The following is a 25,876-nucleotide window of genomic DNA, read 5'->3' on the forward strand; positions in this document are numbered from 1 at the left end:
TGCCTACTGCCTACTGCCTACTGCCTACTGCCTACTGCCTACTGCCTACTGCCTACTGCCTACTGCCTACTGCCTACCTCACCACCTTCACCACCGTCCTGTCCGACAGCAACGGAAGCAGCCTCGCCATGGTCCGCGCCGTCACCGCCACGCAGCCTTGCGTCGGCGTGAAGCCCGGCCGGGCCAGATGGAAGAAGATCGCGCTGCCGCGCCCGCGCCGGCGCGGCGCGATGTTCCAGTCGAGCACCAGGCAGACATCGTAGAGCCGGTCGTCGCGCTTCATCCGCTCATGGCTGGCGCCATAGGGGATCTTGACCGGGCGATTGTAGTTGCGGTCGTCCGGCACCTCGCACCAGCCGAGATCCGGACCAATCGGCGCCATCGGCAGCCTCGTCCTGCGCCCGCCCGCGAAATGATCGCCCCGGAAATAGCCTGACAGGATGCGCATCGACGCCAACGGCGTCGCGCCGTCCCCTTCATGCTTGTTGGCGGAGATGCCGCCGCGCCCCAAAGCGCAGGGAAACACCGTTTTGCCGGCTTGCAGGAAGCCTTGCGCGGGGTTGCCGGGGCGCGCGCGCACCACCAAAACGCTCAAGCCCTTCGGCAAAAATGCGCCCGACGCATTGCGCGCACGTTTTTTCTTGTATGATTGGGTCACGGAACAAATCACTGTGATCGGCTGTTGCGCCGGTGAGCTTCCGCATAAATGGGGGGAGGTCAACTGAATATTCTTTTTAAAACAACGGATTGATCCATGACATCACGTACCATTCTGATCGTTGATGACGACGACGACTTGCGCGCCACCCTGGTTGAGCAACTGGCGCTCTACGAAGAATTCGACGTCCAGCAAGAAGCGACCGCCGCAAAAGGCGTTGCCGCGGCGCGCAGCGGCGTCGTCGACCTGCTCATCATGGATGTCGGCCTGCCCGACATGGATGGCCGCGAGGCGGTGAAGATCCTGCGCAAGGGCGGCTACAAGGCGCCGATCATCATGCTGACCGGCCACGACACCGATTCCGACACGATCCTGGGTCTCGAGGCCGGCGCCAACGACTATGTGACCAAGCCCTTCCGCTTTGCCGTGCTGCTCGCGCGCATCCGCGCCCAGCTTCGCCAGCATGAGCAGAGCGAGGATGCCACCTTCTCCGTCGGCCCCTATACGTTCAAGCCCAGTCAGAAGCTGCTGATCGATCCGCGCGGCGCCAAGGTGCGGCTGACCGAGAAGGAAGCCTCGATCATCAAATACCTGTACCGCGCCGACCAGAAGGTGGTGACGCGCGACGTTCTTTTGGAAGAGGTCTGGGGCTACAATTCCGGTGTCACCACGCACACGCTGGAGACCCATGTCTACCGGTTGCGCCAGAAGATCGAGCGCGATCCTTCCAATGCCGAAATTCTTGTGACAGAAAGCGGCGGCTACAAGCTGGTTCCTTAAACATTTCATGATCAAGAGCAATTCCAGGAAAAGTGTGAAACGGTTGGGCTCGGCGGCTTCGCCGAGGACGACCGTCCGGAATTGCGTCGAAACAAACATTTAGGGCGGTCGGGCGGGACCGCTTCGGGTACGATCCTGGTGCTGGAGGGTGATGGGGTCGGCTCGTTGCACGCATCGCATGATGCACGGTGGAGCGTTTCGCGAGCCCAGGAGGGCGCGCCGCTCCAAAGGAGGGACTGGACTGACCGCTCGGGGACACAGCTAGGATGGCGCTGGATGACGACATCCGCATTCTGTCAAGCGTGAAGCTTTTCCAGGGCTTCACGCAGGAACAGCTGCGCCTGCTCGCCTTCGGCGCCGAGACCACCGTGCTGCAGGCCGACCATAAGCTGTACCGCGAGGACGATGTCGCTGATTCTGCTTATATCGTGGTCAGCGGTTTGATCGCGCTCTATCGGGAGCTGGGCGGCGAACGCGTCCCGATCGGTACGGCAGGCCCAGGCACCATGCTGAGCGAACTGGCGCTGATCGCGGATACCAACCGGCTGACCAGCGCCTCGGCCGCGGTCGATTCGGAAGTGATCCGATTGAGCCGCAAGATGTTCCACCGAATCCTGGAAGAATATCCGGAGATCGCGGTGCTGTTGCATGAGCGCATCCTGGAGGAATTCCAGCAGATGATCGCCCGCATCGAGGCACTGGCGCCCAGGTTTACGGAGTAGGATGGCGCCGGCCAGAAAGCGCCTTCGTCATTCTAGGGCGGAGCAAGGAGCGAAGCGACGCGCGCAGACCCTAGAATCCATTCCGTGACGTTGACGCTTCGCCGCGTTGCAGAATGAGGTTTTCTGGGCGAAGCGGCCTGCCCAAGGCTTCTTTGTTCTGCATCGTTGCATCCTTCGGCACCGGTAACGGAATGGATCCTAGGGTCTGCGCGCCGCTACGCGGCGCTCCGCCCTAGGATGACGAACGCGAAGGTTTGCGTCTCTTAGCCGCCGACGTCGAACCTCAATCCAATTCAAACTTCGCAATCACCGGCACATGGTCGGACGGCTTCTCCCAGCCGCGCGCCGCCTGCAGAATCTCGTAGCCGGCGAAAGCCGGCACCAGATTGGCGGATGACCAGACATGATCGAGGCGGCGGCCGCGGTTCGACGCCTGCCAGTCTTTCGCGCGATAGCTCCACCACGTGTAGAGTTTCTGCTCGGCCGGCACATTGAGCCGCATCAGGTCGACCCAGCCGCCGGCCTTGCGCATCGCCTCGAAATTTGTCGTCTCGACCGGCGTGTGGCTGACGACGTTGAGCAATTGCTTGTGCGACCAGACGTCGTGCTCCTGCGGTGCGATGTTCAGGTCTCCGACCAGGATCGAGGCGGACGATTCGTCCCCGCTCGCCGGTACGGAGTTCATCTCGTAGACGAAATCGAGCTTGTGCCTGAATTTGCGGTTGATCTCAGGATCCGGCTCGTCGCCGCCGGCCGGCACGTAGAAATTATGCACCAGCACCGACTTGCCGCCCGCCTGCACCCTGACCGACAGATGCCGGCTGTCGTCGATCTCGCAGAACCGTCGCTTTTCGACCAGCTCGATCGGGCGGCGGGCGACTGTGGCGACGCCGTGATAGCCCTTCTGGCCGTGGAACAGCATGTGCTCGTAGCCCGCCTTGCGGAAGGCTTTTTCCGGGAACAGCTCGTCGGGAACCTTGGTCTCCTGCAGGCAGAGCACATCGGGCGCGTGCTCTTTCAGGAGCCGCTCGACGATCGGCATGCGCAGGCGCACGGAGTTGATGTTCCAGGTGGCGATGGTGAAGGGCATTCAGGCGGGGTCCGGCAAGAGATCGCCGATCTAGTGCCAGCCGCGCGCGGTAAAGACAAGCCGGACTATGCCCTTCGCCAGGTTGTAGGTTCGCTGAGATTCAGGTCAGGACGAGCCGAGAATGGTGGCTTCCGAGAACCGGAGCGGAGCGTACTTGAAGTACGTGAGCACCGGAAGCGCAGGAAGCCGCCATTCGCAGGCCGGCCTCACCTGAATATCGGCGGACCTACCTGGTCTTGGTATTGAGCTCTCTGTTCGCCGTATAGTCGATCGCGAAAGTGTCGGCCGGGAAGTTGCCGCCTTCCTTGACGTTGAAGATCATCACCGTCGTGTCTTTCCCTTGAGCGTCGGTGATCGTCCACTGGCGCAGCTCGTAGGTCTTCGGATCGAACATCATGGTGATCGTCGCATTGCCGAACACCGATTTGTCGGAAAGCTTGATGGTGGTGAGGTCGTCCTCTTCCTTGACCGCCTTGACGCGCCCGCCGGAGAGGTCGATCCGGTCGTCGAGCAGCAATTTCAGCGGCGTCTTCGACAGTGGGTAGAGGTCGGAGGTGTTGAGCTTCTTATTGAGGATCACCACCGACTTGCCGTCGGAGATGACGCGGAAGTTCGAGGATCCGTCATAGTTGAAGCGGATCTTGCCCGGACGTTCGAGGAAGAACTTGCCGCCGGTCTGCTCGCCTTTCGGCCCGAACTGGACGAACTCGCCGCTCATCGACTTCACCGAGGAGAAATGGTCGGCGATCTTCTGCGCCGCCGGCGGCACGGCGGCCTGCGCGGCGGCCATGAGCTGATAGCCCGGCACGAGATTGAGAGCGGCGGCACCGCCAAGCATCAAGCCGAGGCCAAGGACCTGGCGGCGGGTGAGGGCGAATTCGGTCTGGGTCTTCATGCCGGTCACTTTCTGTGATTCGTGTCGCCGCAGTTTCTGGACTCCCACTAGGGCCTAAGTTTGGCGGTGCGAGACAGCCCCAGCGCATGAACGCACAAGATGATTTCAAGTTGCTAGCCGAACCGTTTCGGCGTCTCGCCGCGCCAGGGTTTGTCGAGATTCAGGTCAGGCCAAGTCGAAAATGGTGGTTTCCGAGAACCGGAGCGGAGCGTACTTTTCGTACGTGAGCACCGGAAGCGCAGGAAGCCGCCATTTGCAGGCCGGCCTCACCTGAATATCGATAAGCCCTAGAATTTGTCCTCTTCTGTCGGCACCAGGATCTCACGTTTGCCGGCGTGATTGGCCGGGCCGACAATGCCTTCCTTCTCCATCTTCTCGATGATCGAGGCGGCGCGGTTATAGCCGATGCCGAGTCGGCGCTGGATGTAGCTGGTCGAGGCCTTGCCGTCGCGCAGCACCACCGCCACCGCCTGGTCGTACGGGTCGTCGGAATCCTCGAAATTGCCGCCGCCACCGCCGCCGGAGCCGCCCTTGCCCGACGGACCGTCCTCGTCGTCCTCCTCGTCGTCCTCGGTGATGGCGTCGAGATATTCCGGCACGCCCTGCAGCTTCAGATGCCCGACGACCTTCTCGACCTCGTCGTCCGAGACGAACGGGCCGTGGACGCGCTGGATGCGCCCGCCGCCTGCCATGTAGAGCATGTCGCCCATGCCGAGCAGCTGCTCGGCGCCCTGCTCGCCAAGAATGGTGCGGCTGTCGATCTTCGACGTCACCTGGAAGGAGATGCGGGTCGGGAAATTGGCCTTGATGGTGCCGGTGATGACGTCGACCGACGGGCGCTGCGTCGCCATGATGACATGGATGCCGGCGGCGCGCGCCATCTGCGCCAGGCGCTGCACCGCGCCTTCGATGTCCTTGCCGGCCACCATCATCAGGTCGGCCATCTCGTCGATGATGACCACGATATAAGGCATCGGCTCGAGATCGAGATCCTCGGTCTCGTAGATCGCCTCGCCCGTCTGGCGGTCGAAGCCGGTCTGCACGGTGCGAGAGATCTTTTCGCCCTTCTTCTCGGCCTGCTGGACGCGCGCGTTGAAGCCGTCGATGTTGCGCACGCCGACCTTGGACATCTTGCGATAGCGGTCCTCCATCTCGCGCACTGTCCATTTCAGCGCGACGACCGCCTTCTTCGGATCGGTGACGACCGGCGTCAGAAGGTGCGGGATGCCGTCATAGACCGACAGTTCGAGCATCTTGGGGTCGATCATGATCAGCCGGCATTCCTGCGGCGTCAGCCGGTACAGCAGCGACAGGATCATGGTGTTGATGGCGACCGACTTGCCCGAGCCGGTGGTGCCGGCGACCAGCACGTGCGGCATCTTGGCGATGTCGACGATGACGGCCTCGCCGTTGATCGTCTTGCCGAGCGCCAGCGCCAGCTTGGCCTTGGTCGTCTCGAAATCGCGGCTGGCCATGATCTCTCTGAGATAGACCGTCTCGCGCTTGGCATTGGGCAGCTCGATACCGATGGCGTTGCGTCCCGGAACGACGGCGACGCGGCAGGCGATCGCGCTCATCGAGCGGGCGATATCGTCGGAAAGGCCGATGACGCGCGAGGACTTGATGCCGGGCGCCGGCTCCAACTCGTAGAGTGTGACGACCGGACCGGGTCGCACATGGATGATCTCGCCCTTGACGCCGAAATCTTCCAGCACGCCTTCGAGCAGGCGCGCGTTCTGCTCCAGCGCGTCCTTCGACAGACTTGGATCCTTGGCGATGTTCTTCGGCTCGGACAGGAAGTGCAGCGACGGCATCTCGAACGTGTCGGAGCCGATCAGCGAGGTCTGCGCCTCGCGCTGGACGCGGGCGCCCGGCACGGGTCGCGCCGCCGGCGCCGCGACGCGGGTCGCGGCATCGGAGCGGAAATTCTGTACCCTGGCGCCCGGCGCGGCGCGGCGCGGCGTGGGCGCCTCGTCGTCGAAATCGTCAACGTCGGCGTCTTCGTCCGCCTCGTCGCCGAAAATGTCTTCATCGACCGGATCGACCGAAACGCTGCGGTCATTGACCATGGCGGCGAAGAATTCCGGCTCGACGCGGGCGCGGCCGCCGGGGCTCATGCGGGCCTCGGCGAACTCGGCCGATTCGACCCGCTCGGCCGCGCGCCGCCAGGCGCTTGCCTTGGGTTCCATCGGCGGTTCGAACTCGTCGCGCTCGCGCCTGCGCCGCTCGGCGCGGCGGTGCAGGAAGGCGCGGAACGACAGCCACCAATGGGTGATGGCGCCGAGCGCAAGTATCCCCTCGTCGCCCTCGTCCTCATCCTCGTCGAACAGCATCTCGTCCTGCTCGCGCGGATCGGGCCGGGCAGCGCGCTCCGTGACGGCAAAGCCGTTCTTGCGCGCGATCAGCGCCGAGCCATAGGCGAACAGCCACAACATCGGCGCGGCGAGGATGACCGCTATGATGCTGGCGAACAGGCCTTTCGGATAACCGCCGACCGCGATGCCCGGGATTTTCAGAACCATGTCGCCGAACACGCCGCCGAGGCCGGTGGGCAGCGGCCAGGTGTTTGGCGGCGTCACGCAGCCGGCGATGGCTGCGGCGGTGAGCGCAAAGCCGAACCATGCGAAGCCGCGCTTCGGCAATTTGTCGACGCCGCGCGCGGAAAACAGAAGGAAGCCCCAGATCACCGCCGGCACCAGCCCCGCGACGGCGGCAAGGCCGAAGAACTGCATGGCGAGGTCGGAGAACACCGCGCCTGCATAGCCCATGGCGTTGGTGACGACGTTGCTGGTGGCGTGCGAGAAGCTCGGATCGGCGACATTCCATGTGGCTAGAGCGGCAATGCCGAAGGCGGTGAACAGGAACAGCCCCGCGCCGACCAGCCGCCCGACCTGACGCCGCGCGAATGCCTGGATGCCGTGCCCCGTATCGGTCAGCGCGAGCGGTGCTGAAGCGCCTGAACGCATGCTCTTCCCCGTGATCGTTGCCTGGCCGGGCGCATGGCGCATTCCGGCAGATTCGAACGCCAGACTATCGGGGGGAAGGTTAAGGCCGCATTAACCATGGGCCTTTACCCGCATGGCGCGGAGACCATGGCGCGGAAACAAAGATGGCAGGCCTCGCGGCCCGCCACCTCCCTGTCTTCAAACGCCGATAGGATCAGGCCCTTCCGGGACCTGACCTTCCACGATTACTTGTTGGCGCCGCCATAGGCCATGAGATTGGCGCAGAATTCGGCGTGAGGCTTGCTCATCGCCGCGTTCTGGCATTCCTTCATCATCATGTCCTGCTTGTCCTTCGGCATCGAAGCCCAGGCCGCCTTGAAGTCGGCTTCCGGCTTCATGGTCTTCATGCTGGAGTCGGTGAAGAACGGGGCCATGTTGGACGGCTCATCGAGAGCACCGGCGAGTGCAACGCCGCTGATCATCGAAAGAGCCATTGCTCCCAGGACGATGTTCTTGATGTTCATCAGGTGGTTTCCTTCCCTCTTGTTCTGGGGGACGCCTTGATGACGCCCGCTATCCCAGTACGGAATCTGACGGGCTGATGTTTCATGCCGGCGGATCAAGTGAATGTGATCGAAACGGCTTGGATCATCGCCCGACAAAAAGGAGGCCCGGAAGGGTGTTCCGGGCCTCAAGGCGTGAGCCCCTTTCGAGAGCGTCACGACGGGATCTTGGGAGGAATTCCGGGCCGGCGGGAGGAGGATCCGCCGGCCCTTGGCGAAGTCTGCCTTACGGCACAACTTCGCCGTGCTGGGTGACGTCGAGGCCTTCGACCTCTTCCTGGATCGACGGACGCAGGCCTACCAGAGCCTTGACGATGTAGAGGATCACGAAGGTGGCGATCGCCGTCCACAGGATGGTGAAGGCGATGCCGTAGAGCTGCTTGCCGACCGAGGCGTCCTTGCCGAGGGCGTTGATCGCCGGATCTGCCAGCGCGCCGGTGAGCAGCGCGCCGACGATGCCGCCGACGCCGTGGACGCCGAAAGCATCGAGCGAGTCGTCATAGCCGAACGCGTGCTTGAGCTTGACCGCCGAGAGGTAGCAAACCACGCCGGCGATGATGCCGATGATGAAGGCGCCGGTCGGGTTGACGAAGCCGGAAGCCGGCGTCACCGCGACGAGGCCGGCGACGGCGCCCGAGATGATGCCGAGCACCGAAGGCTTCTTGGCGACGATCCATTCGGCGAACATCCAGGCCAGCGCCGCGGCGGCGGTGGCGACCTGCGTGTTCATCATCGCCGCGCCCGCAAGGCCGTCGGCAGCCAGTTCCGAACCGGCGTTGAAGCCGAACCAGCCGACCCACAGCAGCGATGCGCCGATCACCGAATAGACGAGGTTGTGTGGCGCCATGTTGGTGGTGCCATAGCCCTCGCGCTTGCCGAGCACCAGCGCGCAGACCAGGCCCGCGACACCGGCGTTGATATGGACGACCGTGCCGCCGGCGAAGTCGAGCACGCCGGCCGAACCGAGGAAGCCGCCGCCCCACACCCAGTGCGCGATCGGCGCGTAGACGAAGACCAGCCACAGGCCCATGAAGATCAGCAGCGCCGAGAACTTCATGCGCTCGGCGAAGGCGCCGGCGATCAGCGCCGGCGTGATGATGGCGAAGGTCATCTGGAACATCGAGAAGACGAATTCAGGAATGTTCGCCACGCCCGGCGCCCAAAGCGTCGAGACGGTGATGCCGTGATGGAAGAATTTCGAGAAGCCGCCGAGATAGGCGTTCGTGGCGCCGCCGTCGGAGAAGGCGAGGGAGTAGCCGAACATGAACCACAGCACCGTCACCAGGCAGGTGATGGCGAAGCTCTGCATGATGGTGGCGAGCACGTTCTTCTTGCGCACCATGCCGCCGTAGAACAGCGCCAGGCCGGGAATCGTCATCATCAGCACCAGCGCCGTCGAAGTCAGCATCCAGGCGGTGTTGCCGGTGTCGAGCGCCGGCGCCGGCGCGGCGGGCGCAGCGGCGGTCGCTGCCGGGGCGGCCTCCTGCGCGATGGCGGCGACGGTGCTCATGGCCACGAGCGCGAGCGAAGCGGCCGCGCGTCCCGTCGTCTTCAAGGGGGAAGGAATATTCATTGAACTCTCCGTTGGAATGGATGGTCGCCGCTTAGAGCGCGTCGGTGTCTGTTTCGCCGGTGCGGATGCGTACCGCCTGATCGATGCCGAAGACGAAGATCTTGCCGTCGCCGATCTGGCCGGTCTTGGCGGCCGCGGTGATGGCTTCGACGGCCTTGTCGACCATGTCGGCGCCGACCGCGACCTCGATCTTGATCTTGGGCAGGAAGCTGACCGCGTATTCCGCGCCGCGATAGATTTCGGTATGGCCCTTCTGACGCCCGTAGCCTTTGACCTCGGTGACGGTCAGGCCCTGGATGCCGACGGCGGTTAGCGCTTCGCGCACCTCGTCGAGCTTGAACGGCTTGATGATTGCCATCACGATTTTCATAAGGTTTCACCCTTTGCTGTTGCGGTCCCCCGCGTTTGCACACCTTCACCGATCCCGAGGAGCCGGAGAGTGCCCGATAGGATTCAAGCTCCGTGCCAATTGCCGAAGCAGGGTGTTAACCTGTTGTAAACAAAGAGAATGGGCGATCGGTGCACATCATTCGCGCACGGGCATGGCAGCATGCCTGCTTATAAAATAGGCAAAAAATCGAAAATGCCCGTATTCCAGGCAATTGCCTGAAGCCGGCTCAGCGTTTCAGCCGAATCAGGCCTTCCTGGGCGACCGAGGCGATTAGCGTCCCATCCCGCGCGAACAGCGAGCCGCGGGTGAAGCCGCGCGACCCTTGCGTCGACGGGCTGTCCTGATTGTAGAGGATCCAGTCGTCCAGCGAATGGCTGCGGTGGAACCACATGGCGTGGTCGAGGCTGGCGGCCTGGATGTCGCGGTCGAAAATGGCGCGGCCATGCGCGAAGGTCGAGGTGTCGAGCAGCGTCATGTCCGAAAGATAGGCAAGCACGGCCGCCTGAATGGCGCGGTCTTCCGGCACCGGGCCGGTGGTGCGGATCCAGATGTTCTGCTGCGGCTCCAGTTTCTCGCGGCTCGTGTAGTGCTTCAGCATCACCGGCTTCATCTCGATCGGCCGGTCGCGCTCCCAGTAGCGCCTGATGCCTTCCGGCACCGCCTCGCCGAACTTGCCGAGCAGCTCGCGTTGTGTGAGCAGCGTGTCGGGCGCCGGCACGTCGCGCGGCATCGGCAGCTGATGCTCGAGCCCGACCTCGTCCTGCTGGAAGGACGCCTCCAGCGAAAAGATCGCCTGCCCATGCTGGATCGCCACCACGCGGCGCGTGGTGAAGGAGCCGCCGTCGCGGATGCGGTCGACCTCGTAGACGATCGGCAGCTTGGTGTCGCCCGGCCGCATGAAATAGCCGTGCAGCGAATGCACGTGGCGTTCGGGCTCCACCGTGCGCTGCGCGGCCACCAGCGCCTGCGCGATGGTCTGGCCGCCGAAGACGCGCTGCCAGTCGACCTTGGGGCTGCGACCACGATACAGATTGTGTTCGAGCTGCTCGAGGTCGAGAATGTCGAGAAGCTCGTCCATGGCCGCGGTCATGTTTGAAATCCTTCAAGGATGTGCCATGGCCGGTTTCGGACAGGACGTGCAGGCAGTCAAGGCCGCAAACGGCAGCCGGCTGGAGCCGCGAAAGGATGACGCCATGGTCGACCGCAAGCCGAAGGAAGCGGAAGCGAACGGGAGCCGCGAGGCGCCGCTCGACGTGCTCATCGCCGGCGCCGGCTATGTCGGCCTCACCGCCGCCGTGTCGCTGAAGCAGGCGCGCCCTAGCCTCGCCATTGCCATCGTCGATGCCGCCCCCGCCGGCGTCTGGCAGAAAGATGGCCGCGCCTCGGCCATTGCCGCGGCCGCCAGCCGCATGCTGGAACAGCTCGGCGTCTGGGAAGAGATCGCGCCGGAAACGCAAGCGATCACCGAGATGATCATCACCGATTCGCGCGCCGCCGACCCGGTGCGTCCGGTGTTCTTGACCTTCGACGGCGAGGTGGCGCCTGGCGAGCCATTCGCCCACATGGTCGCCAACCGCGACCTGAACGGCGCGCTGCGCCGGCGCGCCGAAAAGCTTGGCATCGACATCATCGAAGGCATGGCGGTCAGCGCCTTCGACACCAACGGCGCCGGCATCACCGTGCATCTGGCCGACGGCGCGACGCTCAAGGCGCGGCTGCTGGTCGCCGCCGACGGCGTCAATTCGAAGCTGCGCGACATGGCCGGCATCAAGACGGTCAAATGGGAATACGGCCAGTCCGGCATCGTCTGCACGGTTGCGCATGAGCGCCCGCACAACGGTCGCGCCGAGGAGCATTTTCTCCCCGCTGGCCCCTTCGCCACGCTGCCGCTGAAGCCGGACAAGGACGGAACCAACCGCTCGTCGATCGTCTGGGTGGAGCGTTCGCAAGATGCCAAGGCGCTGGTCGAGGGCGACGAGTTCGTCTTCGAGCACGATCTGGAGCAGCGCTTCGGCCTGAAGCTCGGCGAAATAAGAGTTGCCGACAAGCCGCGCGCCTGGCCGCTCGGCCTGACGCTCGCCCGCGCCTTCGTTGCACCGCGCTTCGCGCTGGCCGGCGACGCCGCGCACGGCATCCACCCGATCGCCGGCCAGGGCCTCAATCTGGGCTTCAAGGATGTCGCCGCCCTGGCCGAAGTCGTGGTCGAGGCCGACCGGCTCGGCCAGGATATCGGCGCGCTCGACGTGCTCGAACGCTACCAGCAGTGGCGCCGCTTCGACACGCTGCAGATGGGCATCACCACCGACGTCTTGAACCGGCTCTTCTCCAACGACATCGGCCCGCTGCGCCAGGTCCGCGACATCGGGCTGGGGCTGGTGGAACGCATGCCGAGGCTGAAGGAGTTCTTCATCCGTCAGGCCTCGGGCCTCTCCGGCGACACGCCGAGGCTGCTGAAGGGCGAGGCGATCTGAACGCCTTACTGGCCGAAGCCTAGACGACGGTCGTCATCCACGGGCGAAGCGGACGCGAAGACCGAGGATCCATTCCGTGACTTTAATCGCAGGTGCTGCGGAGCAGAATTCTGCACCGCTGCAACGCTTACAGCTCACGGAATGGATTTCTATGGTCTGCGCCGCGTCGCTTCGCTCCTTGCTCCGCCATAGAATGACGAGACGAGAGGCGTTTCGGCCAATCACGAAGGCAGGCGATCTGATCGCCTTGTGGCGCCGTGGCAAATTCAGGTCAGGCCGAGTCGAAAATGGTGGCTTCCGAGAACCGGAGCGGAGCGTACTTTCCGTACGTGAGCACCGGAAGCGCAGGAAGCCACCATTTGCAGGCCGGCCTCACCTGAATTCTAGTTCACCTCGAATCCCAGCTTCTGCCGCAGCTTCAGCATCCGCTGGTCGGCGATCCTAAGGCTCTGCCCGCCGCCTTGCGCGACGCGGTTCAACATCCTGAGCAGGTCGTCCCGCTCATGCGGATCGAGGCGCTCGCGCAGGAACGGCGCCAGCTTGTCGATGACGATCGTGGTGTCGTCGATCTGCGCGGCGGCCCATTTGGCGTAGACGACCGCCTCGTCGGTCTTCTTCTGGCTGTCCGCGATCTGCGCGATCACCTCGCGAATGACCCCCTCGCGCTGCGGCAGGACCGGACCGTGCTCCGCGACGATCGCGGTGATCAGCGTCGCCGCCGCCACCACCGGATCGTCGATCGCGGTCAGCGGTGAGAGCGCGGCCTGATTGCGCAATTTCTTGCGACGGATGTTGCCCCGGACGCGCCCGACGACATCGGCGACCTCGCGCGCGGCGTCGCTCATATATTTCAGCCGGTACCACCAGATGGCGGCCGCTCCGAGCAGGCCGAGGATGGCGATCAGGAAAGGCATGCCGAATTTCCCCCGAAATCGCGGCGACGATAAAAGAAGCGCGGCATCGCTTCAACACGCAACGGTTGCGTCCGTGAAGAAACCCTGAAGATGTATCCTAAGAGACAACTTCAACCGGCGTCGACCGGCGGCTATGAGCCCGGCACGTCGTAGATCGCCCTGATCTCAACCGTGCCGAGCTCCGCCAACGGGATCTTGGCCGCGATGTCGAGCGCCTCGGCAAGATCCGCCGCCTCGACCATGACGAAGCCGAGCAATTGCTCCTTGGTCTCGGCGAAGGGGCCGTCGGTCACCAGCACCTTGCCCTTGCGCCGCCGGAGCGATTTCGACGTCTTCACCGACTGCAGCGCCTGCGCGATGACCAGCTTGCCTTGCCGGTCGAGCTCCCGGTCATAGCCGAGCGAGTCGGCATCGAGCTTGGCCATGCGCTCGGGGGTCAGCGCGTAGAGATCCTTTTCCTCGCCATAGACCAGCAGCACATATTTCATTTCGAGCTTCCTTTCGTCGATAAATTATAGGAGGCGACGGTGTCGGTCTTGGCTGCCGTCGCCGCATGGTCGAGCAGGCATGTCGCGACGCCGATGATGGCGATGGCGGCCGCCAGCCGGCCGAAGCCAAGCGCCGGCGGATCGAGCCAGAACTCTTCAAGTCGCCTCCCTTTTCGCTCGGGCTTTCCCCAGACCGCAAGAAACAGATTGTCCATCTTAACCTCCATCGGCCGGGAGTGGCCGCCCGCAGGACGGTCGGGCAGACGGGAAGTCGACATTTTTGCATGCGCTTTTTTCGAGAATTTTTCGAAGCGCCTCGCGCAAGCACAATCATGTCGGGCCATGGATGGTCTTCCGCCGCGCCCGCGCTATAGTTTCGGGGAACGTCGGCGCCCGCCGGCGCAAACCCCGACAAGGCAGGAGGATTCCATGGACCGCACCGCAAACGCCGTCTGGAAAGGCAATCTGAAGGAAGGCAACGGCACGCTGGACACCCAGAGCGGCACCTTGAAGGGCACGCCCTATTCGTTCAAGGCGCGTTTCGAGGACGAAAGCGGCAAATCCGGCACCAATCCGGAAGAGCTGATCGCCGCCGCGCATGCCGGCTGCTACGCCATGCAGCTGTCGCACTTCCTGGCCGAAAACGGCACGCCGGCCGCCGAGCTCGACGCCAAGGCGGTGGTGACGCTGGTGCCCGGCACCGGCATCACCGGCAGCGCCATCACCCTGGTCGGCAAGGTGCCGGGCATCGACGCGGCGAAGTTCAAGGAACTGGCCGAGAAGGCCAAGGCCGAATGCCCGGTGTCGAAGGCGCTGGGAGCGATCAATGTGTCGTTGGATGCCAGGCTGGCGTAACGGCGCCTTCTAGCCGCCGGCAGGCATTCCTTCGCCCCCCTCTCTCCCCTGCCGGGCATCTCCCCCTCAAGGTGGGAGATCAGATGTCGCGTCGGCTTTCGCCAATCGCCGACGGTGAAAGAAGGGCGCCGGCGCCGGAACTGCTAATCTCCCCCCTTGAGGGGGAGATGTCCGGCAGGACAGAGGGGGGCGGCTCGCGCCAGCCTTTCCAGTGAGCTAACCGCCCAGTGCCTCGATCTTCGCCCGCAACCCAGCGATCTCTTCCTCCAGCGCCTTGACCCGCGCCTCGAGGTCGGTGTCCGAAGATGTCGCCGCCGGCTGCCAGGGCGCCGCCGCCACCGCTGCCGCTTCCACCGGACCACTCAGCAGATGCACATAGCGCTCCTCGCGCTGGCCGGGCGCGCGTTCGAGCAGCTGGATCAGCGGCGGCCGGCGGCCGATCATCAGGTCGAGATTGCCGCGCAGCTCCTCAATCGAAGCAAAGCGCGCCATGCGCTCCGAACGCGCGAGCAATTCATGCGCCGTCTGCGCGCCGCGCAACAGCAGCAGCCCGATTACCGCGATCTGCGGCGTGGTCAGCGAAAAGCGCTGCGCCATCAGATGCTCGTAGCGCTCGACGCGCGAAGCGAAGGCCTGGCGCACGAGGCCTTTCTGTTCGAGCGTGCTCAAGGCCCGCCGGACCTCCGTCAGCTCCAGCGCCATCACCGGCTCGCGCGCCGTCTTCTGGTTGGCGGCGGCGTGCGCGCCGTTGAGCGTCAGTGGATAGACGTCCGGCGTCAGCTCCTTCTTCTCAATCAGGGAACCGAGGACTCGGGCTTCGGTGGGAGAGAGGACGGGGAGATCGGTCATGGGTTGCCTATCCTTTCTGACGCTGGCTGGACAGCGCCCCCCTCTGTCCTGCCGGACATCTCCCCCACATGGGGGGAGATTAGCAGCTTCGCCGGCGGCGCCTCATCCTTCAACCTTGGAGATTGGCGAAAGCCGCGGTGACAGCCAATCTCCCCACCTGTGGGGGAGATGTCCGGCAGGACAGAGGGGGGCGCGAAGGATCGCCACCTGCGAGTAAGGCCGCGAGAACTATACCCTTCTCTCCACCATCATCTTCTTGATCTCGGCGATCGCCTTGGCGGGATTGAGCCCCTTCGGGCAGGCCTGCGCGCAGTTCATGATGGTGTGGCAGCGATAGAGCCGGAACGGGTCTTCGAGATTGTCGAGCCGCTCGCCCGTCGCCTCGTCGCGGCTGTCGATCAGCCAGCGGTACGCTTGCAGCAGCGTGGCCGGGCCGAGATAACGGTCGCCGTTCCACCAGTAGCTCGGGCAGGAGGTCGAGCAGCAGGCGCACAGGATGCATTCGTAAAGCCCGTCGAGTTTCTCGCGGTCCTCATGGCTCTGCAGCCATTCCTTGGCGGGCGTCGGCGAGACCGTCTTCAGCCACGGCTCGATCGAGGCGTGCTGGGCGTAGAAATTGGTGAGGTCCGGCACCAGGTCCTTGATCACCGGCATGTGCGGCAGCGGATAGATCTTCACCGCGCCGGAAATGTCCTCGACGCCCTTGGTGCAGGCCAGCGTGTTGGAGCCGTCGATGTTCATGGCGCAGGAGCCGCAAATGCCTTCGCGGCAGGAACGGCGCAGCGTCAGCGTCGGATCGATCTTGTTCTTGATCCACAACAGCGCGTCGAGAACCATCGGCCCGCAATCGTCCATGTCGACGAAATAGGTGTCCATGCGCGGATTCGCGTCATCGTCCGGCGACCAGCGGTAGATGCGGTATTCGCGCAGTTTGGTCGCGCCTTCCGGCTTCGGCCAGGTCTTGCCTTGCTGGACCTTCGAGTTCCTGGGAAGCGTGAGTTCGACCATTACCTGCGGTCCTTTCGGATGACGAGCTTCAGCCCGGACCAGATTTCGTTCACAGCGGCGACCTTGACGTCGACTAGGTTGTTCATAAAGATCAGCGAAATCGTCATCAGAAGAGCCCTAGGTGGCGCTTCTTCTTGACGATACTTGGTCTGCCTGCATCCAACACATCGGAAACACCTGCGCTGTCGAGTGCAATAATCAGAGCCTTAACACCCTTATTCAGCTTCAGCGTCATCTCATCTGCGTGTAGCGGGACGACCGCGAAGAAATTAATCTTAGTGCCGTCGACCGCATGGAGGACATCTCTCCCTTCGGGCCAACTCGGTGGACGGAGAAGAATTACGCCGGACATTTTGGTGTTGTCGGCGTAAGGCTCCGGCGGACTGCCTTGTGACGCAACAGTATGCGAACTCCATATCCAGCTTCCATAGTCGTGAGGCATTCGGGCGAGTGACTTCATCAAGCGGATAGGCCAGTATTTATTCGGATCAGCGAGTTGATTTTCGGAGATCATTCCGTTTTCCCCAGCAGCAAACCATGTCGCCGGCAGCGTAAAAACCAGTTCGGCTCGTTCGAAATCCTGGCGGGGGTGGAGATTGTCTGGGGCATTCATCGGGAGGTCGCTCATCCCGCTCGTTTCAAGAGTCCAGTTATTTTTAATATCGTTTGGTGGAAACACAAGTAGATCAAGATGTACTTTATCAGAGATGATTTCGTGGAAAACGCCTGCTTGTTCCCCCAGGAATTCTCCAAGAAATTCTTGGATTTCTTCCAGGTAGACGGCGACATCTGTCGGGCCTCGAAACTCCGTTCTCGCACCAGTGTAGTCGTACACTGAAGTTCCGTCGGGTAATTTCGACCGCTTTATCATTGCCGCGTCAATACACCCGCGCCTTCGGCGCGATCTTGGCCACGCTGATGCCGCCGTCCTTTTCGGCCAGCAGCGGCTCGGTATGCACCGGCCTGTAGGTCAGCGTCACCTTGCCGTCCTCGCTCAGATGGGCCAGCGTATGCTTGCGCCAGTTGGCGTCGTCGCGCGCCGAGAAATCCTCGCGCGCATGCGCGCCGCGGCTCTCCTTGCGCGCCTCGGCGCCGTAGACCGTGGTGATGGCGTTGGCCATCAGGTTTTCCAGCTCCAGCGTCTCGACGAGATCGGAATTCCAGATCATCGAGCGGTCGGTGACCTTGATGTCCTTGAGCTCGCCCCAGAGTTCCGAAATGCGCCTGCAGCCGTTCTCCAGCGATTCCTGCGTGCGGAATACGGCGGCGTCTTCCTGCATGGCGCGCTGCATCTTCTCGCGCAGCACGGCCGTCGGCGTCGAGCCGTTGGCGTGGCGCAGCCTGTCGAAGCGCTCCATGATCTTCTCGACCGAGGCCGCGTTGGGCGACGGGATCGCCGACTTGCGGTCGATCACATGGCCGGCGCGGATCGCCGCCGCGCGGCCGAACACGACGAGGTCGATCAACGAGTTGGAGCCGAGCCGGTTGGCGCCGTGCACCGAGGCGCAGCCGGCCTCGCCGACCGCCATCAGGCCGGGCGACACGCGGTCCGGATTGTCGAAGGTCGGATTGAGCGCCTCGCCCCAGTAATTGGTCGGCACGCCGCCCATATTGTAGTGCACCGTCGGCAGCACCGGGATCGGCTCTTTGGTGAGGTCGACGCCGGCAAAGATCTTGGCCGACTCGGAAATACCCGGCAGCCGCTCGTGCAGCACCGCCGGGTCAAGATGGTCGAGATGCAGGAAGATGTGGTCCTTGTTCTTGCCGACGCCGCGGCCCTCGCGGATCTCCAGCGTCATGCAGCGCGAGACGACGTCGCGTGAGGCAAGGTCCTTTGCCGACGGCGCGTAGCGCTCCATGAAGCGCTCGCCCTCGGAATTGACGAGATAGCCGCCTTCGCCGCGCGCGCCCTCGGTGATCAGGCAGCCGGCGCCGTAGATGCCGGTCGGATGGAACTGCACGAACTCCATGTCCTGCAGCGGCAGCCCGGCCCTGGCTGCCATGCCGCCGCCGTCGCCGGTGCAAGTATGCGCCGAGGTGGCGGAGAAATAGGTCCGCCCATAGCCGCCGGTCGCCAGCACCACCATCTTGGCCGAGAAGCGGTGGATTGTGCCGTCATCGAGGTTCCAGGCCACCACGCCGGTGCAGGTGCCGTCCGGTTCCATGATCAGGTCGAGCGCGAAATATTCGATGAAGAACTGCGCGTTGTTCTTCAGCGATTGGCCGTAGAGCGTGTGCAGGATGGCGTGGCCGGTGCGGTCGGCGGCCGCGCAGGTGCGCTGCACCGGCGGACCGTCGCCATAGTTCATCATATGGCCGCCGAACGGCCGCTGGTAGATCTTGCCCTCTTCGGTGCGCGAGAACGGCACGCCGTAATGCTCGAGCTCGTAGACGGCGGCCGGCGCCTCGCGCACCATGTATTCCATGGCGTCGACATCGCCCAGCCAGTCCGAGCCCTTGACGGTGTCATACATGTGCCACTGCCAGGAGTCCGGCCCCATGTTCGACAGCGAGGCGGCGATGCCGCCCTGCGCGGCGACGGTGTGCGAGCGCGTCGGGAACACTTTGGTGATGCAGGCGGTGCGCAATCCCTGCTCGGCCATGCCGAGCGTAGCGCGCAGGCCGGCGCCGCCGGCACCGACGATCACAACGTCGAATTTATGGTCGACGAAAGTGTGGGCGGAAGCCGCGTTGGCGGTGTTTGCGTTGGCCAAGACGTCAGCCTCCGAATGCGAGTTTGAGCAGGGCAAACAGCGAGGCGACGCCGACTGCCACGCAGAAGAAGGTGTTGAGAGCGATCAGCGCCAGCCTCATGCCTTCGCCATGCACGTAATCCTCGATGATCACCTGCATACCGATGCGCATGTGGTAGAGCGGCGAGATCAGCACCAGCCCGAGCACGACCACCACGAACGGATTCGCAAGCGCAGCCCGCACTTCCGTGTAGCCGTGGCCGTTGACCGCGATCAGGAAGCCGACGAAGAACAGGATAAGCGGTATGTTGGCGATCGCCGTCAGCCGCTGGCGCCAGAAATGCTGCGTGCCCTCGCGCGCCGAGCCCAGGCCCCGCACTCTCGCCAACGGCGTGCGCATGTCCGAATTGTTGGCAGCCATCACAAAGCTCCCCGCGCCATGTAGCCGGCGATCCAGATCAGCAGCGTCAGCACGATCGAGCCGGCGAGCGTCGCCCAGGCGATCCTGGACGCGGTGTGTTTTTCCAGTCCCGCGCCGGTGTCCCAGACGAGGTGGCGCAGCCCGCCCAGCATGTGGTGCATCAGCGCCCAGGTGTAGCCGAAGAGAACAAGTCGGCCGAGCCAGGAGCCGAAGGCCCAGTTGACCCAGTCGAATGCGGCCTGCGAGCTCGAAGCGGCAATCAGCCAGGCCGCCACCAGCAGCGTCCCGAAATAGAGCGCGCCGCCGGTGATGCGATGGATGATCGACATCGTCATCGTGATCGGCGGCCGGTAGATCGTCAGATGCGGCGAGAGCGGCCGTTCACGTCTGGCAACTGCGCGGGTGGCTGGTGATTTGCTCATGGCTCCCCCAGTTCGGCATCCTGAATGCCGAGATGGGAATGCGGCGTTTGCCGCCCCCATTTATGGCATCGGACAGCCGGTTTCTAATGCTCTTTTTGCACCGCGTCAAAGCCGGAAAATCGTTTTGGAAACATCATTTAGTCTGACAAATTGAGGGCCGCGCGCTTCAATCGATTAGCGGCTGTTTCGAAGCCGGCGCAGCGTTCGCTGCAGCGCAGCAATCAGATGACCGACTCGGCGGCCGGCCGCGTCGGGATCCCGCGGGCCGGCCTCACCCGAATATCGTCGCACCTCAGCGCCTGCAAGTCTGCGGGGTGGATCCCCTCTTCATCACCAGCGCCTCGCGTCCGTCGATCACGATTGCGTCATGGGTCGCTGCTTCCTGGTAGCGGCTGCTCTGGTTGGCGGGCGAGGCCGCGAACTCTTCGGCCGTGCCATCGGGCCGCATGACGCGCAATGCGTTGCCCAGATTCTGGATGGTGATCATGCCGCCATTGCCGCATCTGTAGGTGGCCGTGCCGACGCCGGAACGCGGCACGGTAAGGTCGGTGACGATCCTGGTTGCGGGCGCAGGCGTTGCAGGCGCCTTCGCCCTCGCAGGTACTGGCGCCGTTGTGGCTGCCGGGGCCGTTGCAGGTATGGCGGGCGTTGCAGCAGGCGGCGTCGTCGCGGGTGCGGCGGATTGCGGGGGAGGAGCAGGCGAGGCGGCGGGGGCCGCGGTATTCGCCACCTTCGGCGCGCCGTCCTGCGGCACGCAGGCGGCGGCCGCCAGAAGCAGCGGGATGGCGATCGACACTCGAACCGTGCGGCCAAAGCTCATGCGCTGCCCTTTCGTGCGCGGCACGCTACAGCAATTCCAGGAAAAGTGTGAACGGTTGGGTTCGGCGCCTTCGCCACGGCTTTCCGTCCGGAATTGCATCGAAACAACGAGATAGGCGGTTGCCCTTTCCGTGAGACGGTGGACCGCTGTAGCCATGCGGCGCCGCAAGATCAAGTTGACCCTGGGTCAGCCGGCTATCCAGAACCGCGCCCGTCGCCTGATGGAGCTCGATCCTCGAAAATTAACCATGTTCCTTAAGAACCGGCGCCGAAAGCCTCCCGCCTCTTAACAAAGGTTAAGAAAGAGTTAATTTCCGAGGCGCGCGATCTGCGCGCCGACCAGGGAGAGCGACATGCGTTCGAATTCACTGCGGATAAGCCTCGCGGCCGCAACGCTGGCCGCGCTGGCGATCGCCGCGCCGGCCGAGGCTGGCTTGCGCCATCACGACCGCGTCTATGCCGATTCCTTCGGCAATCTCGTCATCGACAGCGCCGCCGGCTACAAGCGCATCATCGTCGGCGAAGGCAAGCTAGCGAAAGAACTTTCCCAATACACCGGCGGCCAGCCGGATGTGATCTATGACGATGCGGACGAGGCTGGCGCGCCCGGCTGCTACCAGCCGCCGGTGCTGGTCAAGGGCCGTTCCTATATGTACGGGCTTTCCGACGGCGAGATGCCCAATCTCAATCCTTGCCGCTGAAGGCCGTCGGCGTTCGGCTCCGCCACAGCCTGACACGCGCACGCAATCGCGGCCGGCAAGGCCCGGCCTGTCGTCATTCTAGGGCGAAGCAAGGAGCGGAGCGACGCGCGCAGACCCTAGAATCCATGCCGTTCCATTAAGGCGTTTCGGCGGTTACGGAATTTGCGCCGCAGCATTCTACGACGGAGGTAACGGCATGGATCCTCGGGTCAAGCCCGAGGATGACGAAATTGCAGGAGCTTCGGGCAATCGCGAACGTTGCGATCGCCTTCTGGACTAGCAGGGGGTTGCGCCGGGCCTGGATGTATCAGCCGACGGCGAGCGGCTCGGCAGCGAAGGCGGTTTCAGGTCTCTCATAGGAAAGCCGCACGCTGTCGCGGCCATTCTTCTTGGCTTTGTAGAGCGCCTCGTCGGCGCGCCGCATCAGCGGCATCAGCCCTTCCCTGCCGGAGCGGGCGGCGACGCCGAAGCTGGCGGTCACCCTGACGCCGGGCGGCAGGCCCTCGATCGCGCCGGCCGAATAGAAGGCGCGGATCGCTTCGGCGAAGAGCCTTGCCGCCCCCAGGTCGCTGAGCGGCAGAAGCACGGCGAACTCTTCGCCGCCGATGCGGCCGGCGGCCCCGCGCGCGCCGGTGGCGGAGCGCAGCTTGGCGGCGAAGTCGGCGATCACCCGGTCGCCTGCCTCATGGCCGTGCCGGTCGTTCAGCGCCTTGAAGTGATCGAGATCGGCAAGCACCAGCGCGACGGGAAATCCGGCCTTGCCGCACTCGTCGAGCAACAGGTTCGCCCGCTCCTCGAAGCCGCGGCGATTGAGGATGCCCGAGAGCGGGTCGGTATGGGTCTCGTCCTTCAGCGCCCTCATCACATCGAGCGCCGCCGCCGTGAACAGGCAAAGCGCGGTCAGCAGCGACAACAGCGCGTGCGAAAGCAGCGCGGTCGTCCAGTAGGACGATCCGTAGAAGCCGTCATAGCTGGGGAACGGCCCGTGCGCGATGACGACAACCAGCGTGCGGGCGATGAAGTTCAGCCCCGAAAGCAGCGACAGCACGAGCAGGATTTTCTCGGTTGGGCCGTTGTGGCGCACCGTTCTCAGCTCGGCGCCGACCAGCAGGCTGAGCGCGCCGAAGCCGAAATTCATCGCAAGCACGCGCCAGGTGAGGTCCGGCTGGACGAACATGAACCAGATGAAGGCGGCGAGCCCGCCGCCGGTCACGATGCCGATCCCGACATAGGGCACGCGCCGCCCGTAGCGCGCGATGATCGCGCTGGCGAGGCAGCAGGCCGCGATCGTGAAGCAGATGTTGGAAACGAGCTTGGTCAGCGCCACGCCGATCGGAAGCGTGAAATATTGCAGCAGGAAACCCGGCGCCGACAGGCAGTAGCTCGCGCCGAGCACAGCCAGATACGGTCGATGGCGCTGATAGGACCACAGCACGAGGAACGCAGCGCCAAGCGCCAGCGCTATCGTCGGATTGAGCAGCGCTATGAGCAGACCGGTGTCCAAAAGACTGCGACTTTTCCCAACTTACCCAACGGGAGATACTAGGACGCAAGCCCAAACAAGCGGTTAAGTCTCGATAGATACATCGCATGCCACGCGGAACCGGCCTGCCGGAGCGGCGTTGTCCGGCCAGACAGGAGACGCCAGACGGGAGACGATCGAGATGGCGGGCACGATCACTTTGACGAACCACGATGAAATCCGCTCCTGGGCGGCGGCGCGCGCCGGCTTCCCGGCCATCGTCGACGTCTCGCCCGAAGCCGGAACGCAGCCCATGCTGCGGCTGGTTTTTGGGCAGCAGGCCTATGAAGACACCGACCGCCCGGAGCGTCCGATCAACAGCGGCGGCTACGAACTCGTGGAGTGGGACGAGTGGTTCAGGATCTTTGACGAGCGGCAGCTGGCCTTGGTCGTCGCCGCCGACGAGCCCGGCCGGCGCGAGGAGTTTCACGAGATCATTCGCAGATAGATCGCTGAAAGCAAAAGGCCCGGACGTCGTGTCCGGGCCCTTGTTGAGAGACGCGGCCGGCTGTTACTTCCAGTCGCGGATGTCGACGAAGTGGCCGGCGATCGCCGCGGCCGCCGCCATGGCCGGCGACACCAGATGAGTGCGGCCCTTGAAGCCCTGCCGGCCCTCGAAATTACGGTTCGAGGTCGAGGCGCAGCGTTCATGCGGCTTCAGCCGGTCGTCGTTCATGGCCAGGCACATCGAGCAGCCCGGCTCGCGCCAGTCGAAGCCGGCGGCGACGAAGATCTTGTCGAGGCCCTCGGCCTCCGCCTGTTCCTTGACCAGGCCCGAACCCGGCACGATCATGGCATTGACGCGCGGATTGACCTTCTTGCCCTCGACCACCTTGGCTGCGGCGCGCAAGTCCTCGATGCGGCCATTGGTGCAGGAACCGATGAAGACGCGGTCGAGCTCGATGTCGGTGATCTTGGTTCCGGGCGTCAGCCCCATATAGTCGAGCGCGCGGATCTTCGAGCTGCGCTTGTTCTCGTCCGCGATCTCTTGCGGATCGGGCACGGTACCCTGCACCGAGACGACGTCCTCGGGCGAAGAACCCCAGGAGACGATCGGCGGCAGTTTCTGCGCGTCGAGCACCACGACCTTGTCGAAATGCGCGCCTTCGTCGGACTGCAGGGTCTTCCAATAGGCGAGCGCCGCATCCCAGGCGGCGCCCTTCGGGGCGCGCGGCTTGTCCTTGACATAGGCGAAGGTCGTCTCGTCCGGCGCGATCAGGCCGGCGCGGGCGCCGCCTTCGATCGACATGTTGCAGATCGTCATGCGGCCTTCCATCGACAGCGAGCGGATCGCTTCGCCGGCATATTCGATGACGTAGCCGGTGCCGCCGGCGGTGCCGATCTCGCCGATGATGGCGAGGATGATGTCCTTGGCGGTGACGCCTTCCGGCAGCTGGCCGTCGACGCGCACCAGCATGTTCTTGGCCTTGCGCTGGATCAGCGTTTGCGTCGCCAGCACATGCTCGACCTCGGACGTGCCGATGCCATGCGCAAGCGCGCCGAACGCGCCATGCGTGGAGGTATGGCTGTCGCCGCAGACGATGGTCATGCCGGGCAGCGTGAAGCCTTGCTCGGGCCCGATGATGTGGACGATGCCTTGGCGGACATCGTTCTCGGAATAATATTCGATGCCGAAATCCTTGGCGTTCTTGGCCAGCGCCTCGACCTGGATGCGGCTTTCCTCGTTCTTGATGCCGAACTTGCGCTCGGGCGAGGTCGGCACGTTATGGTCGACCACGGCCAGCGTCTTTTCCGGATGCCGGACTTTTCTGCCGCTCATGCGCAGGCCTTCGAAGGCCTGCGGGCTGGTGACCTCGTGCACGAGGTGGCGGTCGATATAGAGCAGGCAGGTGCCGTCGTCCTGGCGGTCGACCGTGTGGTCGTCGAAGATCTTGTCGTAGAGGGTGCGCGGTGCGCTCATGTGCGTAAATCCGTCGATATGATAATGGGAAAGGGACGCCGGCAATCCGGCGCGACGACTGCGATCGGTCGGTTCAGCGAAGTCGGCTGGTGAGAGCGCCGCAGACGCGCGCGGAGAAACGCGACGGCAGGCGCTTTCTGTCCTGCAGCACGAAACCCTTATAGGCCGGATCGCTGAAAAGCTTTTCCATGGCGCGGTAGATAGCAATGTTTTGCCTTTTCGGCAATTAGCGGCCGGAACCTGGTTCCTCGCCCCACGAAGTGGGGAGAGGTGGCCCGGCGAAGCCGGGACGGAGAGGGGCCTGCGCGGCGCCTGGAAGGAGTCCCTGTCCGAGGACCCTCTCCCGAGTTTAAATCTCATAACGGTTTTGACGTCGCGGAGGTCGTCCCCCGCTCCGTCCCGGCTTCGCCGGGCCACCTCTCCCCCGCTTTTCGCGGGGGCGAGGAACTCGCGCCAAGCTTACTCACACCACCTCGAACACAAACGTCTTCACCAGCGCGTCCGGATCGCCGATGGCATAGCAGCGGAACCACGGGCTCTCCTCGACCAGCCGCCATTTCCCCGCCTCTGCCAACTCGTCGAACACTGCCTGGAAGCCTCCGCTCTCGAAAACCTGGTCGCGCACGGTGAAGATGGCGTGGCCGCCGCTTTTGGTGATGCGCACCAGTTCATGCAATCCCGAAGCCGGCGCGTGGCCGATGGTGAAGACGCCGGTCGAGAAGAAGGCGCGGAAATGCCGGTCGGGCCAGGGCAGCGGGCCGCCGAGCATCGCCTTCTTCAGCTCGCTATAGGCCGGCCTGCCATTGGCCTGACGGCTGCCGGCGATCTTCAGCATGTCGTCGGAGAGGTCGAGCCCGGCGATGTCGCCATAGCCCAAAGCCTTCAGCGACGGCCCCGACAGGCCCGTGCCGCAGCCGGCGTCGAGCAGCGGACCTTCGCCCGCCGGCACGTGCCGCGCCACCCAGGCGGCGATGAGGAAAGGCAGAAGGTAGCCCAGCGAGGCGGTCTCGCTGTCGTAAGTCGCCGCCCAGTCGGCATAGGCCTTTGCGAGCCCTTCCGGCGAATCGGCCGAATAGACGGAATCCAGCGCCGCATTGGCTTTGTCGAAATTCATGGGCGTCTCCTCCGCCGGATGCACATGACCCAAGCTAGAGCAATTCCAGGAAAAGTGGGAA

Annotated in this window: 27 protein-coding genes and 1 pseudogene; 6 read left to right on the top strand and 22 right to left on the bottom strand. The window is 64.0% G+C overall.

Annotated features, from left to right (window positions below; all coding sequences use genetic code 11):
• Window positions 1-73: 73 nt before the first annotated feature.
• On the bottom strand, window positions 74-670 hold the full coding sequence (locus LB538_RS27015) for a L,D-transpeptidase (protein ID WP_140545467.1): 597 nt from the start codon (window positions 668-670) through the stop codon (window positions 74-76).
• Between the two features lie 84 nt (window positions 671-754).
• Between LB538_RS27015 and LB538_RS27020 the strand changes: the two genes are divergently transcribed.
• Window positions 755-1,438: a response regulator transcription factor gene (locus LB538_RS27020; RefSeq protein WP_095769573.1), complete on the top strand. Its 684-nt coding sequence runs from the start codon at window positions 755-757 to the stop codon at window positions 1,436-1,438.
• A gap of 266 nt (window positions 1,439-1,704) precedes the next feature.
• Entirely contained in the window at window positions 1,705-2,160 is a 456-nt protein-coding gene (locus LB538_RS27025) for a Crp/Fnr family transcriptional regulator (RefSeq protein ID WP_095769572.1), read from the top strand.
• 283 nt (window positions 2,161-2,443) lie between these two features.
• Here the strand turns inward: LB538_RS27025 and xth are convergent, their stop codons facing one another.
• The 7 genes from xth to tesB form a co-directional block, all read right to left on the bottom strand.
• The gene (gene xth, locus LB538_RS27030; protein WP_224532153.1) at window positions 2,444-3,250 is read right to left on the bottom strand and encodes an exodeoxyribonuclease III; all 807 of its coding nucleotides are present in this window, start codon (window positions 3,248-3,250) and stop codon (window positions 2,444-2,446) included.
• Window positions 3,251-3,476: 226 nt separating this feature from the next.
• Window positions 3,477-4,145: an outer-membrane lipoprotein carrier protein LolA gene (locus LB538_RS27035; RefSeq protein ID WP_140846382.1), complete on the bottom strand. Its 669-nt coding sequence runs from the start codon at window positions 4,143-4,145 to the stop codon at window positions 3,477-3,479.
• A 287-nt stretch (window positions 4,146-4,432) separates the two neighbouring features.
• Complete coding sequence (locus LB538_RS27040; RefSeq protein WP_140846381.1) at window positions 4,433-7,111, bottom strand: DNA translocase FtsK; 2,679 nt, start codon at window positions 7,109-7,111, stop codon at window positions 4,433-4,435.
• Window positions 7,112-7,335: 224 nt separating this feature from the next.
• On the bottom strand, window positions 7,336-7,614 hold the full coding sequence (locus LB538_RS27045; protein WP_224532152.1) for a hypothetical protein: 279 nt from the start codon (window positions 7,612-7,614) through the stop codon (window positions 7,336-7,338).
• Between the two features lie 265 nt (window positions 7,615-7,879).
• The gene (locus LB538_RS27050) at window positions 7,880-9,163 is read right to left on the bottom strand and encodes an ammonium transporter (protein WP_318011910.1); all 1,284 of its coding nucleotides are present in this window, start codon (window positions 9,161-9,163) and stop codon (window positions 7,880-7,882) included.
• A 94-nt stretch (window positions 9,164-9,257) separates the two neighbouring features.
• Complete coding sequence (locus LB538_RS27055) at window positions 9,258-9,596, bottom strand: P-II family nitrogen regulator (RefSeq protein ID WP_006327120.1); 339 nt, start codon at window positions 9,594-9,596, stop codon at window positions 9,258-9,260.
• Window positions 9,597-9,843: 247 nt separating this feature from the next.
• On the bottom strand, window positions 9,844-10,707 hold the full coding sequence (gene tesB, locus LB538_RS27060; RefSeq protein WP_095769566.1) for an acyl-CoA thioesterase II: 864 nt from the start codon (window positions 10,705-10,707) through the stop codon (window positions 9,844-9,846).
• A 103-nt stretch (window positions 10,708-10,810) separates the two neighbouring features.
• On the opposite strand from tesB, the gene LB538_RS27065 reads away from it, so the two are divergent.
• Window positions 10,811-12,088: a ubiquinone biosynthesis hydroxylase gene (locus LB538_RS27065; protein WP_224532155.1), complete on the top strand. Its 1,278-nt coding sequence runs from the start codon at window positions 10,811-10,813 to the stop codon at window positions 12,086-12,088.
• A gap of 383 nt (window positions 12,089-12,471) precedes the next feature.
• Here the strand turns inward: LB538_RS27065 and LB538_RS27070 are convergent, their stop codons facing one another.
• From LB538_RS27070 to LB538_RS27080, 3 genes are all read right to left on the bottom strand, one after another.
• Window positions 12,472-13,002: a hypothetical protein gene (locus LB538_RS27070; RefSeq protein WP_224532151.1), complete on the bottom strand. Its 531-nt coding sequence runs from the start codon at window positions 13,000-13,002 to the stop codon at window positions 12,472-12,474.
• Between the two features lie 131 nt (window positions 13,003-13,133).
• On the bottom strand, window positions 13,134-13,490 hold the full coding sequence (locus LB538_RS27075) for a YciI family protein (protein ID WP_224532150.1): 357 nt from the start codon (window positions 13,488-13,490) through the stop codon (window positions 13,134-13,136).
• Entirely contained in the window at window positions 13,487-13,705 is a 219-nt protein-coding gene (locus LB538_RS27080) for a hypothetical protein (RefSeq protein ID WP_224532149.1), read from the bottom strand. The genes LB538_RS27075 and LB538_RS27080 overlap by 4 nt, the downstream gene beginning before the upstream one ends.
• Window positions 13,706-13,919: 214 nt before the next feature.
• Here LB538_RS27080 and LB538_RS27085 point away from each other — a divergent pair, with 214 nt between their 5' ends.
• Window positions 13,920-14,345, top strand: coding sequence for an OsmC family protein (locus LB538_RS27085; RefSeq protein WP_224532148.1), 426 nt, complete (start codon window positions 13,920-13,922; stop codon window positions 14,343-14,345).
• A 216-nt stretch (window positions 14,346-14,561) separates the two neighbouring features.
• Here LB538_RS27085 and LB538_RS27090 read toward each other — a convergent pair whose 3' ends face one another.
• The 8 genes and pseudogenes from LB538_RS27090 to LB538_RS27125 all read right to left on the bottom strand — a co-directional run bounded on the left by LB538_RS27090 (window position 14,562) and on the right by LB538_RS27125 (window position 20,582).
• The gene (locus tag LB538_RS27090; RefSeq protein ID WP_224532147.1) at window positions 14,562-15,194 is read right to left on the bottom strand and encodes a YceH family protein; all 633 of its coding nucleotides are present in this window, start codon (window positions 15,192-15,194) and stop codon (window positions 14,562-14,564) included.
• Between the two features lie 228 nt (window positions 15,195-15,422).
• Entirely contained in the window at window positions 15,423-16,202 is a 780-nt protein-coding gene (locus LB538_RS27095; protein ID WP_224532146.1) for a succinate dehydrogenase iron-sulfur subunit, read from the bottom strand.
• Window positions 16,202-16,282 (bottom strand): annotated as a pseudogene (locus tag LB538_RS27100) (DUF3052 domain-containing protein); the annotation flags it as partial. The pseudogene LB538_RS27100 and the gene LB538_RS27095, both read right to left, overlap by 1 nt.
• A 26-nt stretch (window positions 16,283-16,308) precedes the next feature.
• On the bottom strand, window positions 16,309-17,037 hold the full coding sequence (locus LB538_RS27105; protein ID WP_224532145.1) for a suppressor of fused domain protein: 729 nt from the start codon (window positions 17,035-17,037) through the stop codon (window positions 16,309-16,311).
• 43 nt (window positions 17,038-17,080) lie between these two features.
• Entirely contained in the window at window positions 17,081-18,916 is a 1,836-nt protein-coding gene (sdhA, locus tag LB538_RS27110) for a succinate dehydrogenase flavoprotein subunit (protein WP_224532144.1), read from the bottom strand.
• 4 nt (window positions 18,917-18,920) lie between these two features.
• Window positions 18,921-19,316 carry a succinate dehydrogenase, hydrophobic membrane anchor protein gene (gene sdhD, locus LB538_RS27115; protein WP_224532143.1) on the bottom strand — a complete coding sequence of 132 codons (396 nt, stop codon included), beginning with the start codon at window positions 19,314-19,316 and terminating at the stop codon, window positions 18,921-18,923.
• Window positions 19,316-19,738, bottom strand: a complete 423-nt coding sequence (sdhC, locus tag LB538_RS27120) for a succinate dehydrogenase, cytochrome b556 subunit (protein WP_140545485.1) — start codon at window positions 19,736-19,738, stop codon at window positions 19,316-19,318. The genes sdhD and sdhC overlap by 1 nt, the downstream gene beginning before the upstream one ends.
• 292 nt (window positions 19,739-20,030) lie before the next feature.
• Complete coding sequence (locus tag LB538_RS27125) at window positions 20,031-20,582, bottom strand: hypothetical protein (RefSeq protein ID WP_224532142.1); 552 nt, start codon at window positions 20,580-20,582, stop codon at window positions 20,031-20,033.
• A gap of 328 nt (window positions 20,583-20,910) precedes the next feature.
• Between LB538_RS27125 and LB538_RS27130 the strand changes: the two genes are divergently transcribed.
• Window positions 20,911-21,258, top strand: a complete 348-nt coding sequence (locus tag LB538_RS27130; RefSeq protein WP_224532141.1) for a hypothetical protein — start codon at window positions 20,911-20,913, stop codon at window positions 21,256-21,258.
• A 307-nt stretch (window positions 21,259-21,565) separates the two neighbouring features.
• Here the strand turns inward: LB538_RS27130 and LB538_RS27135 are convergent, their stop codons facing one another.
• On the bottom strand, window positions 21,566-22,762 hold the full coding sequence (locus LB538_RS27135; protein ID WP_224532140.1) for a sensor domain-containing diguanylate cyclase: 1,197 nt from the start codon (window positions 22,760-22,762) through the stop codon (window positions 21,566-21,568).
• Between the two features lie 160 nt (window positions 22,763-22,922).
• Here LB538_RS27135 and LB538_RS27140 point away from each other — a divergent pair, with 160 nt between their 5' ends.
• Window positions 22,923-23,228 (top strand): hypothetical protein, encoded by a 306-nt coding sequence (locus LB538_RS27140; protein WP_095769553.1) that lies wholly within the window; start codon window positions 22,923-22,925, stop codon window positions 23,226-23,228.
• Window positions 23,229-23,291: 63 nt separating this feature from the next.
• Here LB538_RS27140 and leuC read toward each other — a convergent pair whose 3' ends face one another.
• Together leuC and LB538_RS27150 are read right to left on the bottom strand one after the other, a co-directional pair.
• Entirely contained in the window at window positions 23,292-24,701 is a 1,410-nt protein-coding gene (gene leuC, locus LB538_RS27145) for a 3-isopropylmalate dehydratase large subunit (RefSeq protein WP_224532139.1), read from the bottom strand.
• Window positions 24,702-25,164: 463 nt separating this feature from the next.
• Complete coding sequence (locus LB538_RS27150; protein WP_224532138.1) at window positions 25,165-25,815, bottom strand: class I SAM-dependent DNA methyltransferase; 651 nt, start codon at window positions 25,813-25,815, stop codon at window positions 25,165-25,167.
• Window positions 25,816-25,876: the final 61 nt, after the last annotated feature.

The organism is Mesorhizobium sp. Ca11 (genome assembly GCF_020165275.1).
Classification (GTDB): Bacteria; Pseudomonadota; Alphaproteobacteria; order Rhizobiales; family Rhizobiaceae; genus Mesorhizobium.